13 protein-coding genes and 1 pseudogene are annotated in these 14,833 nt (G+C 49.2%); 11 read left to right on the forward strand and 3 right to left on the reverse strand.

Annotation, left to right across the window (positions count from 1 at the left end):
- The first annotated feature begins 54 nt into the window (after positions 1-54).
- The 5 genes and pseudogenes from OXG10_08385 (at position 55) to OXG10_08405 (ending at position 2,664) form a co-directional block, all read left to right on the forward strand.
- Positions 55-585: pseudogene (locus OXG10_08385) on the forward strand (restriction endonuclease).
- 115 nt (positions 586-700) lie between these two features.
- Positions 701-937, forward strand: a complete 237-nt coding sequence (locus OXG10_08390) for a type II toxin-antitoxin system HicB family antitoxin (GenBank protein MCY3827372.1) — start codon at positions 701-703, stop codon at positions 935-937.
- Between the two features lie 43 nt (positions 938-980).
- On the forward strand, positions 981-1,154 hold the full coding sequence (locus OXG10_08395; protein ID MCY3827373.1) for a type II toxin-antitoxin system HicA family toxin: 174 nt from the start codon (positions 981-983) through the stop codon (positions 1,152-1,154).
- A 135-nt stretch (positions 1,155-1,289) separates the two neighbouring features.
- Positions 1,290-2,261, forward strand: coding sequence for a PhoH family protein (locus OXG10_08400; GenBank protein MCY3827374.1), 972 nt, complete (start codon positions 1,290-1,292; stop codon positions 2,259-2,261).
- Positions 2,262-2,274: 13 nt separating this feature from the next.
- The gene (locus tag OXG10_08405) at positions 2,275-2,664 is read left to right on the forward strand and encodes a hypothetical protein (protein MCY3827375.1); all 390 of its coding nucleotides are present in this window, start codon (positions 2,275-2,277) and stop codon (positions 2,662-2,664) included.
- Here OXG10_08405 and OXG10_08410 read toward each other — a convergent pair whose 3' ends face one another.
- Genes OXG10_08410 through serA form a run of 3 tightly spaced genes read right to left on the reverse strand, consistent with a single transcriptional unit; the run spans position 2,665 to position 6,819 of the window.
- A complete protein-coding gene (locus tag OXG10_08410; GenBank protein ID MCY3827376.1) occupies positions 2,665-3,966 on the reverse strand; it encodes an adenylosuccinate synthase in 1,302 nt (433 codons plus the stop codon). It lies immediately after the preceding gene.
- A gap of 2 nt (positions 3,967-3,968) precedes the next feature.
- Positions 3,969-5,228, reverse strand: coding sequence for an ATP phosphoribosyltransferase regulatory subunit (gene hisZ / locus OXG10_08415; protein MCY3827377.1), 1,260 nt, complete (start codon positions 5,226-5,228; stop codon positions 3,969-3,971).
- Positions 5,221-6,819 (reverse strand): phosphoglycerate dehydrogenase, encoded by a 1,599-nt coding sequence (gene serA / locus OXG10_08420; protein MCY3827378.1) that lies wholly within the window; start codon positions 6,817-6,819, stop codon positions 5,221-5,223. Before serA ends, hisZ begins: the two co-directional genes overlap by 8 nt.
- Positions 6,820-6,997: 178 nt before the next feature.
- Here serA and tatC point away from each other — a divergent pair, with 178 nt between their 5' ends.
- The 6 genes from tatC to OXG10_08450 form a co-directional block, all read left to right on the forward strand.
- A complete protein-coding gene (gene tatC / locus OXG10_08425; protein ID MCY3827379.1) occupies positions 6,998-7,741 on the forward strand; it encodes a twin-arginine translocase subunit TatC in 744 nt (247 codons plus the stop codon).
- 59 nt (positions 7,742-7,800) lie between these two features.
- Positions 7,801-9,507 carry an AMP-binding protein gene (locus tag OXG10_08430; GenBank protein ID MCY3827380.1) on the forward strand — a complete coding sequence of 569 codons (1,707 nt, stop codon included), beginning with the start codon at positions 7,801-7,803 and terminating at the stop codon, positions 9,505-9,507.
- An 11-nt stretch (positions 9,508-9,518) separates the two neighbouring features.
- Positions 9,519-10,190, forward strand: a complete 672-nt coding sequence (locus tag OXG10_08435) for a YHYH domain-containing protein (GenBank protein MCY3827381.1) — start codon at positions 9,519-9,521, stop codon at positions 10,188-10,190.
- A gap of 221 nt (positions 10,191-10,411) precedes the next feature.
- Complete coding sequence (locus tag OXG10_08440) at positions 10,412-11,569, forward strand: aminotransferase class V-fold PLP-dependent enzyme (GenBank protein ID MCY3827382.1); 1,158 nt, start codon at positions 10,412-10,414, stop codon at positions 11,567-11,569.
- A gap of 69 nt (positions 11,570-11,638) precedes the next feature.
- A complete protein-coding gene (locus OXG10_08445; protein ID MCY3827383.1) occupies positions 11,639-12,568 on the forward strand; it encodes a DUF4007 family protein in 930 nt (309 codons plus the stop codon).
- 11 nt (positions 12,569-12,579) lie between these two features.
- The coding region (locus tag OXG10_08450; GenBank protein ID MCY3827384.1) for an AAA family ATPase at positions 12,580-14,833 on the forward strand (2,254 nt) is incomplete at its 3' end.

Consider the following 14,833-nt stretch of genomic DNA (forward strand, 5'->3'; position numbering starts at 1 on the left):
AAACCGAAATTTGTTTGCTAACCCCAACACGGTAAGCTCTTAGTGGGAATTCCTGCAGAAGTTATTAAACACGGGCGCGTATTGACCCTTCCCGGTTACTTTCGCCCGACAAAGATCTGGGATTTGCTGATATTAAGGAGAGGCCGTCTGGTTGCAGCCATTGAATTGAAATCGCAAGTTGGCCCCTCATTTGGCAACAATTTCAACAACCGCACCGAGGAAGCCATCGGAACCGCCGTTGACCTGTGGACGGCCTATCGTGAAGGCGCGTTTGGTGAACAGTCACGACCATTCCTGGGATGGCTGATCCTTCTTGAAGATACGTCTGCATCGCGCAAACCGGTAAAAAATCGATCTCCCCATTTCCAACTGTTCCCGGATTTTCAGAACGCTTCCTACGCGGACCGCTACAATATCTTCTGCAAGAAGATGGTTCAGGAACGACTCTACTCGGCTGCTTGCGTCCTAATGTCTCCCCGCTCCGCTGCACGTACCGGTAAATACGTCGAGATGAGCAAGGCCACCGGCCTCCACGTCTTTGTAACGGAACTCGCAGGCCATATAGCAACCGAAGCGGCAAGATAATTCCCCTATATTATTTCCACCTCCAGCAGGGACATGACTTCTTGACTTCCTTGTAAAAATGTTTAGATGGTATATTTTCTAGGTATACGGGAGAACAGGAGGTTAGTCACGCGCCATGAGCGATTTCCCAGTACTGATATGGAAGGAGGAAAACGTCTACGTAACTGGTTGTCCAATCACATCAGTTTCGACTTTTGGGGATACATATGAGGAAGCAATGGAGCATCACAAGGAAGCAATGGAACTGTATATTGAAGACTTATCGGAATCGGAGATTGAAGAGTTGGCAGCTTTTGCCCGTCCGTTAAGCTACAATTCCGTGAAGCTTTCACTCAGGAGAGAGGAAGCTTGAGCCGCTTGACCCCGCTGTCTTTTCAAGAAGTTAGAGAATTCTGATGCAATGGGGTTTTACTTTTAAAAGTGCTAAAGGAAGTCATATGAAATATGAAAACAAAAAAGCAGGAAAAACTGTAATTGTTCCAAAACATGCCAACAAAGATATTCCTGTTTCTACTATCCAGAGAATCATAAAGCAGTCTGGCCTTTCAAGAGATATTTTTATAAAGTAATGGGACGCAAGCCAAAAATCATACCCCACATTCCGGGAACCTTGGAGCAGATAGACAACGCTATGTTTTCGGCTGGATACCGCAAGAACTCTAAACACGATGCGTAATTTCTCCTGCGCGACAACCTAGGTGCCTATGGACGGAATCAGGGAACTTGAACTTGAGAACATAGAAGCGGTAAAGGTCCTCTACGGGGAACTTAACTCGAATCTCAAGGAAATAGAGAACGAATTCGACATAAGCATCCACACCCGGGGCAACAAGATCACTCTCAAGGGGAACGAGGAGAGGACCGCGGAGGCGGGCATGCTCATGGGGCAGATGTACTCTCTTATAGAGAAGGGGTACGTTCTCCAGCCTTCGGACATAAAGATAGCGAAAAGGCTTCTAAGCCAGAAAGACGCCTCCCTCGAAGAAATATTCCTCGACACGGTCTGCATATCCGTACGGAAAAAAATAATAACCCCCAAGACAATAAACCAGAAACTCTACATCGACGCCATAAGAAGAAACGACATGGTGTTCGGCATAGGACCGGCGGGAACGGGGAAAACCTACCTGGCGATGGCGATGGCCGTCTCGGCGTTTACGAACAAGAAAGTAAACAGAATAGTGCTCGCTCGGCCCGCCGTGGAGGCGGGAGAAAAACTGGGGTTTCTCCCCGGCGATCTCCAGGAAAAGGTGAATCCGTACCTGAGGCCCCTTTTCGACGCTCTTTACGACATGATGGATTTTGAGAGGGCAAACAGGCTGATTGAGAAAAACATGATTGAAATCGTCCCGATAGCCTACATGAGGGGAAGAACGCTGAATGACGCATTCATAATTCTCGATGAAGCGCAGAACACGACAGCCATACAGATGAAGATGTTTCTTACAAGGCTCGGATTCGGCTCAAAAACGGTCATAACGGGAGACATTACCCAGATAGACCTTGGGAGGGAACAGAACTCCGGGCTGATCGAAGCCATGAACATCCTCTCCGGAATAAAGGGAATAGAGTTCGTCAACTTCTCGAAAACCGACGTCATAAGGCACCCTCTCGTGATGAAGATAATAGACGCGTACGAAAAAATTAAGGATAATGTGAGCGGACTTACCCCGTAACAGGAGAAAACAGATGAAAACACTCGCCGCCTTTCTTCTCGCAGCCATGCTTCTTGCTCCCTCGTGCAAAAGATGGGAGAATCCGGCAGCTTCAATGATCTCGGCTGACAAATCCGTAGTGGTTCTCGTGCTTAATCCCTCGGTATACGCGATGCAGGAAGTGCGCGTCAAAGGAAAGGTGTGGGAGATCGAAACGATGGGGGAACCGGCAAAATCGGCGACTTTTAAGCTCGCCGACAGCGACGGAACCTACATAACTGTCGTCTGGGAAAAAGAACTCTCTTTTGCCGAGGGGGACATAGTGGAAGCTTCGGGCCTTTTCGACAGCAACTTCATCTCATCTGAGAACAGGTTCGACCCCAGGCTTGCGGCGCAGACGATCAAGGTTCTAAAAGAGAACTGACTACCGGGAAAAAACGCAGTCTCTCAGTTCCAGGTACATGTCGCGCTGCGGTCCCACCGAAACGATCCAGACCGGAACTCCGGTCAGTTCCTCAACCCTCTTTATGAAACGCAGGGCGTTTGGGGGCAGCTGTTCAGCGCTCTTTATCCCGGCCAGATCCTCATCCCACCCGTCCATCTCCTCGTATGAGGGCTCGCAGTTCTCAAGAACGGAGAGGCTTGCGGGAAATTCCCTCATGATCGATCCGTTATATCCGTAGCTCGTGCATATCTTTACTTTTTCAAAGCCCGAAAGCACGTCAAGCTTCGTAAGGGCAATGGCGGTTACGCCGTTTGTTCTAAGCGCATAGTCAAGCGCGACTGCGTCAAGCCATCCGCACCTTCTGCTTCTCCCCGTGGTAGCCCCGTATTCCTCTCCTTCCCTTCTGAGCGCATCCTGTATCTCGCCCGATTCCTCCGTTGGAAAGGGGCCTTCCCCGACCCTGGTGGTATACGCCTTAGCGACTCCCACTATGGAGCTTACGAGTGCCGGTACCGCTCCGGTCCCGGAAAACACGCCCCCAAGACCCGCGTTTGACGACGTGACGTAGGGGTAAGTGCCGAAATCGATATCAAGAAGTGATCCCTGAGCCCCTTCAAAAAGGATCCTCTTGCCCTCATCGCCGCTTCTGCGGATAATCGCGGAGACATCCGCGATGAAGGGTCCGAGAACCTCGCCGTACCCGACGTACTCTTCATACACGCTCTCGGGATCAAGGGGTTCCGCCCCGAGAACCTTCTCTATATACGCGTTTCTCTCGGTCATGACGGAAATGAGTCTGTGGCGAAAGGCTTCGGGTTCGGCAAGATCAAGCATCCTTATGCCCCGCCTTGCGTACTTGTCTTCGTAGACCGGGCCTATTCCCCTGCCGGTAGTGCCTATTTTCCTTCCGCTTGCGCGCCGCTTCTCCCTAAGCAGGTCTATTTCCCTGTGATAGGGCATTATCACGTGGGCCCTGTCGCTTACGAGAAAATTAGAGGGGCTCACCGGATACCCGGCACTTCTGAGTGCGTCTATTTCCGCGACCAGCACCTTGGGATCAACGACCACCCCGTTTCCGATAAGAGACAGGCTGTTTTCCCTGAGTATGCCCGAGGGCACGTGGTGGAGTATGATCTTCTTTCCGTCCGTAACAATGGTGTGGCCCGCATTGTTTCCGCCCTGGTATCTCACCACCAGGTCGGTCCTTGAGGCTATGAGATCCACTATCCTTCCCTTGCCCTCATCCCCCCACTGCGTACCCAGGACCACTATGCTCGGCAAGCCTAGAGCCCTCCTCCGGTAAGAAGTTCCTCGAGATTGGAAAATTCCCTGATCGACCCGGTCCGGGATTCGACCAGCTTCATCTCGGAAGGAGATTCAAGCTCTATGATCCCGTATGTGGCGAACGAGCCGTCCCCGTCGAAGAAATTATTGGAATCGATCATGTCCGCGTAGCTTCCGGTTAAGTCAAGTATGACCTTGAAGCTGCTTGAACGCAGCCATTCGGCAAGCCTTATGGCGTCACTTCTGAGATTCTGGCTTTTGGGCACTATTATGAAATGGACCTGGTTCTCGCCGTCGCTGCTCTTGGTGTTCTGCATAAGCGCCTCGGCGTCTATCGCGAATCCCGCGGCGGGGACGCTGCGCCCGTACCGGCTGACTAGGCCGTCGTACCTGCCGCCCGTAACCAGGGAAGCGGGAGCGACAGACGATATTACCTCGAAAGTAACTCCGGTGTAGTACTCAAAACCCTTGACCTCCACAAGATCAACCGATATGTCGCATTCGATATTGTATTCCTCAAGCACGGAGATCACAGAGACGATTTCCTCGATGCAGAGCTTGAATCTCTCGTTCCGGGCGGCCCTGCGAAGGATATCGGCATCGCCGTAGTAATCAGAAAGGGAGAGAAGAACATCCTTTACGTCCGTGGGAATCCCGGAGGGTTCCACTATCCTTCTTATCCACTCCTGATCCTTTTTCACGAGAGCTTGCACAAGCTCGTCCCGTATCTCCCCGGCGTCGCGAAGAACCGCATCAAGAATGCCCGTATGCCCGAGGTTCAGGGTTATTTTTTTAAGGCCGAGACGGTTAAGCGATTTCAGGGCCAGTGCGATTATCTCGGAATCCCCTTCAGTTGAACTAAGCCCCAGAAGCTCGCAGCCGAGCTGAAAAACTTCTCTCTCCTTGCCGCTGCCCTTCTCCTCGTACCTCACCACCCTTCCCGAATAGCAAAGCCTGAGTGGGTAGCGATAATCGCTTAACTGCGTGGCGACCATGCGTCCGATCTGCGGAGTAATGTCGGGGCGCAGCACCACGATTTCACCCGTGTGCGGGTCGACAAACTTCATCAGCCTGTGCTTGAAGTCTTCCCCGATGCCCGCGGACATGGTGTCAAGGTACTCGAAAAGAGGGGTTATAACCCTCCTGTACCCCCAGTAGGAAAACTCCTCAAGGAGCACACTCTCTATCCGCTTGAGGTCCTCTGCCTTGACGGGACCGAAATCCTTCACTCCCTGGGGCAGTGTCAAAAATCTATTCATCTGAAAAACTGACTTGTGTTACCGAAATAATATTCTCTACGGTCAAAATCTCCCGGATAACCTCTTCGCTAACCTCGGTATCGACGTTCGTAAAAACTATGGCTTCCCCGCCGGCGGATTTTCTTCCAAGGTGCATCCGACCGATGTTTACGCCGTTTTTCCCGAGAACAGTACACATGGAACCTATGAAGCCCGGGCGGTCATAGTTGTGGCTCACGAGCAGGAATCCCTCGGGAACGACGTCGATCTCGACCCCGTTCACCTTGACTATCCTCCCGTGGTTCCCGCTGAAAACGCTTCCCGAAATCTCGTTGGTCGCCTCGCGGGTCGTAACAGTCACGGTAATGAGACTTGTGTACTGGCTCATGGCCGCGGATTTTGACTCCACTACCTTTATTTTTCTTTCCTCGGCTATTGACGGGGCGTTAACGTAGGTCACCGAGATATCCATTATGTGCGAGAGAAAGCCTTTCAGCACGGAAACCGTCAGGTACCCGCAGTCCATTTCGGCCGCTTCGCCCTCGTAAGTCACCTCTACAGTACGAACCGCGCCCTTGCAGATCTGCCCGTGAAGACTGCCTATCTTCTCGCAGATTGACATATAAGGCTTCATGACGGCAAGCTGCTCCGTTGTAAGCGACGGCATATTAACCGCGTTTCTGACTACCCCTTTCTGCGCGAAATCTATAAGCTGCTCCGCCATGGTGGTCCCGACCTTTATCTGCGCCTCCTCCGTTGAAGCGCCTAAATGCGGGGTAAGCACTATGTTTTCATCGACCGAGAGAACGGGGTTTTCGGGGTCTATGGGTTCTGAGGTGTAAACGTCAAACGCCGCTCCTCCCACCTTGCCTTCGCGGAGGGCCTCGGCCATGTCCGCCTCGTTCACTATCCCCCCTCTGGCGCAGTTAATCACTATCACACCTTCTTTCATCTTCTCAAAAGACTCAGAGTTCACCAGATCCCTCGTCTCGTCCGTTAGGGGCGTGTGCACCGTTATAACGTCCGAGCGGCGGAAAAGCTCATCCAGGGAGACAAGCTCGATGCTGAGCTTCTTCGCGGCTTCCTTGCTTAGGTAAGGATCGTACGCGATCGCCTTCATCTTAAGACCCATAGCACGCTCTGCCACCAGCTTTCCTATGTTTCCGAGGCCCACAAGCCCTATCGTCTTTCCGTAGACCTCAACCCCCTTGTACTTGTTTCTCTCCCATTTGCCCGATTTTATCGAGGAGTGGGCCTGGGGAATCCTTCTCGCGAGGGAAAGCAGCAAGGTGATGGTGTGCTCCGCAGTGGTTATCGAGTTTGACTCTGGGGTGTTCATAACGGCCACCCCGTTTCTGGTCGCGGCGTCAAGGTCTATGTTGTCTATCCCTATTCCGGCGCGTCCTATGATCCGAAGCCTGCCGCCCGAAGCCTCTATGACTTCCCTTGTAACCTTCGTGGCGCTTCTTACCACGAGGCCTTCATAGTCCTTTATTATCTCCGTGAGCTCGTCGGGAGAGATGCCTTTTCTCTCGTCAACCTCTACCCCCTCGGCGGCCCTAAGAAGTTCAAGGCCCTGCTTAGCAAGTCCGTCGGTTATCAGTATTTTCAAGAAATTCCTCCGGGATGGCGGGATAAAAACCACTAAGATAATAGTTAAACGAAAGACAATGTCAATCAGCCGGGGCGTGTTTTCGGAGCGGGCAAAAAGAGCCCGCAGGAAAGCGGGAAATTGTTAAAAATCGCGATTTGGGTTACCCTAACCTGCCGTAATGAAAGAAGAAACCGGCATGAATTTTCTTGAGCACGCAGAAGAACTCAGAAAAAGAATCATATATTCCCTGATTCCCATACTTGTCTTCTTCGTCCCCTGCTACATTTTCTCAAAGCAGCTTTTCGACCTGCTCATGGGACCCATAATAAGGAGCCTGCCCGAGGGAAGCTCCCTCATATTCACACGCCCAGCCGAGGGGTTTCTTACCTATCTCAAGGTATCGCTGTTTTTCTCCTTCTTCCTTTCCGTTCCGTTCATTCTCTATAACGCCTGGCATTTCGTTTCCCCGGCGCTCTACAAGAAGGAAAAAAGGGTCGTCATTCCGCTTGTCGTTTTCGGAACGCTGTTTTTTGTCGTCGGCGCGCTTTTCTGCTACTTCATCGCCGCTCCCCAGGGACTCCGGTTTCTGCTCGGCGAATACACTACAGAGTACGTAAAGGCGTTTCCCAGCATAAAGGAGGCGCTGTCGTTTCTCACGGCGCTCATGATAGGTTTCGGGCTCGTGTTTGAGTTTCCGCTTATAGTCTTCATCCTCTCCCGGCTCGGGCTCGTAACTGCGGGATTTCTCGCGAGGAACAGAAAATACGCGTTTTTGATAAACGCCATTCTCGCCGCTTTCATAACGCCGACCACGGACGCCGTATCGATGATGTTCATGCTAATTCCTCTTTTCATCTTCTACGAGCTTGGAATAATTATCGCAAAGATATTCGCAAAGAAAAAACCCGAAACGGAACCGGCCGGAGAGGAATTCGGTTAAGCGAAAAGACCTGACCCTTAACCCGGAGTCCCCGCCGCGACGGGGAAAAGGAGAGAAGAATGACAGGAAAAAAACCTAAGGACCTCATGCATCCCGTCACCTACAAGCGGGAGAACGGGAAATTCGACGTCAACTGGTACCTCAAGGAAGACAGGTCGAACTGGGTGCTTCCGAAGGTGCTTCGCGAACAGGCGAAAAAACTGGGCAAAAAGCCCTTTCTTCAGTTCGGATACAAAAAGCCGCTTAGCTTCTACCAGACAAACCGTCTCGCTAACCGCGTGGCAAATGCCCTTTGCGCCCTCGGGGTGGAAAAGGCGAAGAAAGTCGCCGTCTACATGCCGAACTCCGACGACTACGTAATAACGTGGTTCGGAATCCTCAAGATGGGAGCCGTGATGGTACCCATAAACACGGCCTACAAGATGGATTTTCTTGAATACATAATCGACAGTTCGGATGCCGAGGTGCTTTTCATAGCGGAAGAGTACCTGGACCGGATGCCCCCCATAGCGAAGAATCTCTCCAAGCTTCGCCACGTCATAGTCTGGACAAGAAGCGGGAGCAAGAAGTTTAAAAGACACGGATACAGGTTCCGCAAGATGATTTCCTACTCGGAGTTTGTAAATTCGGGTTCGGGCAAGGAACCGAATGTTGAGGTTACTTTTATGGACTACGCAAGACTCATGTACACCTCGGGCACCACGGGGAGATCGAAGGGAGTCATGAGACCGTCCGCCGCCGATTACAGCAGCGCAAGGAACTATGCCGAGATAATGGACGTCGGCCCTCATGACGTGTGCTTCACATGCCTTCCACTTTTCCATTCAAACGCCATGGTGATGACCGTCTACCCGGCGCTGATAAAGGGAGCGAAAACCGTAGTGGAGGAGAAATACAGCTCAAGCCGCTTCTGGAAATGGATGGTCGACCACGGGGTTACGAAGTTCAACACCGTGGGAACCATGTCGTATTTTCTCTGGAATACCCCTCCCGTGCCGGAGGAGGGACAGCATAAAATAAAACTCGTTCTCGGCTCCCCAGCCCCCCACGACATGATAGAGGAGTTCATGGAGCGCTTCGGGATAAAGTTCATGGAAGGCTACGGCCTGACGGAAATAGGCCAGTGCACCTGGATGAGGCCCGGAGAACCTTTCAGGGTGGGATCCTGCGGAAAGGAAGCCCCGAACTACGAGATAAAGGTCGCCGACCCGGAAACAGACGAAGAGGTGCCTAGGGGGGACATAGGGGAGATCATAGTCCGCCCCAGGATACCGAACGTGATGCTTCATTACTATCACAAGATGCCCGAGAAGACCGTCGAGGACTTCAGAAACTTCTGGTTCCACACGGGCGACGCGGGAAGAATGGACAAAGACGGCTACATATACTTTGTCGACAGGGTCAAGGACTACATAAGGAGAAGGGGCGAGAACATAAGCTCCTTTGAGGTGGAGAAAATCGTCAACTCACACCCCGACGTCGAGGAATCGGCAGCGATAGGCATAAAGTCAAAAGCCGGGAAATACGCAGAAGACGAACTCATGATACTCGTGATTCCGAAGGAGGGAAAAGAGGTAGACCCCCCGGAACTGATGGACTACCTACAGCCCAGAATGCCTTATTTCATGATTCCAAGATTCATAAGGTCTGTAGATTCCTTCCCGAAGACCGGCACGCAGAGAACTCAGAAGAACAAGCTACGCGAGCAGGGAGTGACTAAAGACACCTGGGACATGGTGGAAGCCGGATACAAGTTAAAAAGGTAAGGAAACAGATCTTGAAAAGAGGAACCTGGAGCTTTTCGTTCACAGTAGCACTCGCCGTTTTTCTTTTTGCCTCTTTAGCTTTGGCACACGGAGGAGGTCTTGACGCAAAGGGTTGCCACACCGAAAGAAGAACCGGGGAATATCACTGCCACAGACCTCAGGAAGCAGAAAAACCGGGAAACTCCTCGGCGGTTTCGGCATATGACCGTAAAGAATGGCACCCGAGATGGAGAGACGCAGATGGAGACTGTCAGAACACGAGACACGAAGTTCTGGCAGAAGAATCCCTGGTCCCCGTTACCCTTTCCCCAGATGGGTGCAAGGTTGTTGCTGGACAGTGGTTTGACCCATACTCGGGAGAGACCTTCATCAGCCCACGTAATCTGGATATAGATCATCTAGTTCCGCTGAAAGAAGCCCATATAAGCAGCGGAAACACATGGAGCACAGAAAAGAAACGAGGATACGCAAACGATCTCTCCTCCCCCGCCACTCTCATTGCTGTGTCAAAAAGTGAGAACCGCTTAAAGGGAGCAAAAGATCCGGCCAAATGGCTTCCCCCAAATCATGCGTATCGCTGCGAGTACGTCCGCCTGTGGAAAGAGGTCAAGGCGAGATGGGGTCTTGGAAGTGATGCAGCCGAAAACAAAAGCATTGAAGATGTCGAGAGAGGATGCCGGTAGGAAAAACTGTAGAGACCGCTTCGGCAAATGTTCAACACTGCAATTTACCGAGCGGGTTGTAACTAAGTAGTGTAAAAAGGTAGGAAAAAATTACCGTAAGGGTTTCCGTCGATGGTATCTCATATCGGCAAAAAATTGGTTAGTTTATTTTGCCATATACAGAGTCAAGGCTTTTGCCGAAACGCTAATATAAAATCAAATAGAGAAACCTAAAACTTTTCATGATCTTTCTTGATTATCAGTCTACATCTCCATTAGACCCCAGAGTTGTTGAAAAAATGCAACCGTACATGACGCGGTGGTTTGGCAACCCACACTCCGAACACATTTTTGGCTGGAAATCTGCTGAAGCAATTGACAAAGCGCAGGAGCTAATTGCCTCGACCGTAGGAGCAGAACCACTAGAAATACTTTTTACATCAGGAGCTACTTTATCAAACAATTTGGCCATTCAGGGGATTCTGCGCAATAACAAATCTAGATCAAAACACTTAGTTACAACTTCCATCGAGCACAAGTGCGTGTTGAACACGGCACTCGCCATGAGGGAATACGGGTGCCTAGTTGATATGGTTCCTGTGGAAAGAAACGGAATCATTGACATTGAGAAGATAGAATCTGCTCTTACTAAAGACACCGCCATGGTTTCTGTTATGCTCGTCAACAATGAAATCGGAACCATTCAGCCGGTTAGAGAGATTGGTGAACTATGCAGCAAGAAAGGTATTACATTTCATGTAGATGCGGCGCAGGCAATAGGCAAGGTTTCGATAAATGTTAAAGAAATGAAAATTGACCTGCTTAGCATATCCGGCCATAAGATTTACGGTCCAAAAGGTATAGGGGCATTGTACGTATCTCACCACTATTCTTCCAAAATCGAGCCAATTATTTTCGGAGGAGCACAACAGAGTAATTTACGTGCCGGCACGGTACCCGCATTTCTTTGCGCAGGGCTAGGCGAAGCCTGCAGAATTGCCGACGAAGAAATGGAGAAAGACCGAGCACACGATTTGTTGCTCCGAGATACCCTGATAGGCAAACTGCGCACTCATTTCCCGGATCTAGTAATTAACGGAAACCTGAACCAGAGAATTTCCGGCAACCTTAACATACAACTTCCCGGCGTTGATTCAGATGCGCTTGTTACCGCACTCCAAGATAAAGTTGCCTTCTCAACCGGAGCCGCCTGTAATGCCGGTATTGTTGAGCCTTCCTACGTACTCGCCGCCTTAGGACTTAACATAGATGAGATAAATAACTCTATCCGTCTCGGGTATGGCAGGTTTACCTCTCTCGAAGAAGTTAATCGCGCTATAGACCTGATTTCTGAAAAAGCTATCCAAATTAGAAATTGCCCTACTTCTGCCAATTTTTAAAAGTCTTGAGTTTCTATTGGGTAAGATGTAGAATGGGAACTGGAGGATCTATCCAGTCAGGCTACTTTTGTGTACACGGGACCCTTAGCAGACGAAACCACCAAAGGACATTTCTCGGGACACGAGACCTTTCCGCTTAGATATCTTTGGTTGTATAAGGCTTATGAAAAAGTTGCGGGCCTCTGTAAAGAAAACCAAAGAAAAAACCCGTTTACAGATCCTGATGCTATAATGACCTTTGGTGTAGGAAAAAACCAAGTGAAGTCAATTCGCCATTGGGCCCTTGCTTGCAATATTATAAAAGCGCAAGATAAAACTTTCAGACCAACTAAATTAGGTGATTTTCTTTTTAAACCAAAAACCGGCCGCGACCCTTTTATGGAAAAAGAAGCTACCTTGTGGCTCATACATTGGATGGTAGCAGGACGATGGGAGAGAACCTCAACTTGGTACTACGCCTTTAACTATTTTTCCGAAAGAAAATTCGAACGTGAAGATATCGTCAAATCTATACAAAACCTATGTACAGCCCGGAGATGGGAAGGTGCCTCCGAGACAACCATCAAAAGAGATGTTGACTGTTTTCTCAGAAGTTATGTGCACCAAAGTGATGAAAAGTTTTCGGAAGACTCAATAGAATCCGTTCTGTCGGAATTGGAACTCATCAGCCCTGTCGGATCTCACATGTTCGAGTTTAACTATGGGCCGAAGCCGAGCCTGCCCGAAGGCGTCTTTCTCTATTCTCTGAATGAATTTTGGCAGAATCGAATATCTAATTCGAACTCCGCTTCGGTAGAAATTCTGACCTATGCTCCAGGTTCGCCCGGACGAGTATTCAAACTTGACGAACAGTCTTTGGTTGAACGACTCGTAAGAATAGGAAAAAGCTCAGAAGGGTGCTTTCAATGGACCGACACTTCGGGAATAAGAAACGTAACTAGGTTCAAAGAAAATATAGAATCAATAGACCTTCTTGATCTAGCATATACCAACAATTAATTCAGAGTAAAATGCTGCTTGCCGAAAAAATCAAGATATCCAAGACTTTTCAGCAATCCGCACGTATTGATACCGATCTAGAGATTCCTGAAGCCCTTGACGGATTTGTTTTTCACAACTCGGCTAAATATGCACTGCAAAGAATGGCCCAAATGGCTGTGGAGTCCAACCGCCGGGCTTTTACCTGTACCGGGCCCTACGGCGCAGGTAAATCAAGCTTAGCCTTAGTTCTATGTGCTTCCCTCACTAATAATTCCCTTAGCTGTCAAGCTAAGAAATTGACAAAAGAGCTTCCTTATTTTGAAGAGGCTTTCCCATCAGATGAATCGGGATGGCTTGTTATTCCGTTAGTTGGACATAGAGGTGATTTAGTAAACGATCTTAGAAAAAACCTCTTTCGGGCGGAAAAAGAAAACCAGACTAGGCAATCGGCAAAAACTATCATAAAACTTCTTCGGAAAAAAGCCGAAGAACGCCCTGGAAATGGGGTCCTGCTAGTAATAGACGAAATGGGCAAATACCTTGAAGAAGCCGCCCAGGAGGGAGGAGACATTCACTTCTTCCAAGAACTCGCCGAGTCAGCAAGTCGCACTAAGGGACGTCTTGTAGTCTTAGGAATTCTCCATCAGTCATTTGAACAATACACGTCCCGTCTCGGAGAGAAAGCACGCAAAGAGTGGACCAAGGTGCAAGGGCGTTATGTCGATATTCCCCTCGTTACGGCCGTTGAAGAAGTAGTCGATCTGATAGGTAAAGCAATAGATACAGACTTGGAACACCCTGAAAACTTTGTAGCAGCAGAGATCATAGCAAATTCAATAAGGAACAGGCGAGCCGGTATTCCTTCTGATTTCGCCACCTACCTTGACTCCTGTTGGCCTGTTCATCCTGCAACAGCCGTATTGCTTGGTCCCTTGTCGCGATGGCGATTCGGACAGAATGAAAGAAGCGTATTTGGTTTCCTCGGATCAAGTGAACCCGAAGGTTTCCAGGACTTCCTGAAGTCAACCGAAGTCATGGGAACCACATATGAACCATGGCGCTTGTGGAACTATCTGAAAACCAATCTTGAATCAGCAATTATGGCATCTGCAGACAGTCACAGATGGGCTCAGTCCGTGGAGGCAGTAGCACTTTGTGAAGCCAAAGGCACCCCACTACACGTAAAACTTGCCAAGACAGTTGCAGTTATTGAGATGTTCCGGCACGGGTCTGGACTTATGCCGGAGAACGAAATTTTAAAGACTTGCGTTGCGGACACCAAAAAAGGCGATGTAGGAAAAGCACTTAAGGATATAGAAAAATGGTCAGCCGTAATATTCAGAAAGCATTTTAATTCATGGGCTATATATGCGGGTAGCGATTTTGACATTGAGAGTTCGCTTCAAAAAGAACTTGTTGCAAGAAAATTGAATATAGAAGAACTCGGCGACCTAGTTCAAATGCGCCCCGCTATAGCCAAAAAGCATTATCACGAGACCGGCACTCTAAGGTGGTTCAAAGTAGAAATTGTATCGGCTGAAAAAGCATGCAATTTAGCGAAAAATTTTCATCCGACCGATGGAACGGCGGGGGCATTCTTTTTAGTTGTTCCAACCGAGAATAATTATAGCAGGGAAAACATAAGAACTATTTGCAAAGAAGCATCTAAGTCGGCTGTTAGCGGTTATCCAGTTGCCGTTGGATTCAGCTCTAGCTATGAGCTCATAAACGATTTAGGCAAAGAACTGAGTGCCTTGCACGATATCAAAAGAAACAATCCTGAACTTGAAGGCGATTCTGTAGCAAGACTAGAAATCGAGGCGAGAATCACCGTAGTAAAAGAGCGACTACAGACCATTCTGAAGACTTCCCTTAATAAAACTAGATGGTTTGTCGGAGGAAGTCGTAAGCAAGTAAGAACAACTTCTTCTTTGTCGGTCTTTGCTTCAAATCTAGCAGATAAAACATTTCCGTATGCGCCAAAGATTCGTACGGAACTAGTTAACCGGGAAAAACCCTCAGGAAATGGGCAAGCGGCAATACGGAAATTGCTTTATGGCATGGTAAACCATCCCAACCATAAAGACCTCTACATAAAGGGGTCTCCCTCGGAACTAGGAATATACAGAAGCATTCTTGAAGCTCTATATCTCCACGGCAAGACAAAAAACGGCGCTCACAGGTTTCTTAAACCTTTGTCGGGAAACAAAAACAAACGAATTTTTCGACTTTGGAAAGAAACCGAAAATATTCTTAAAGAAAACCAGATTGTTCCTATCTCCA

The sequence above is a fragment of the Candidatus Dadabacteria bacterium genome (assembly GCA_026706695.1).
Classification (GTDB): domain Bacteria; phylum Desulfobacterota_D; class UBA1144; order Nemesobacterales; family Nemesobacteraceae; genus Nemesobacter.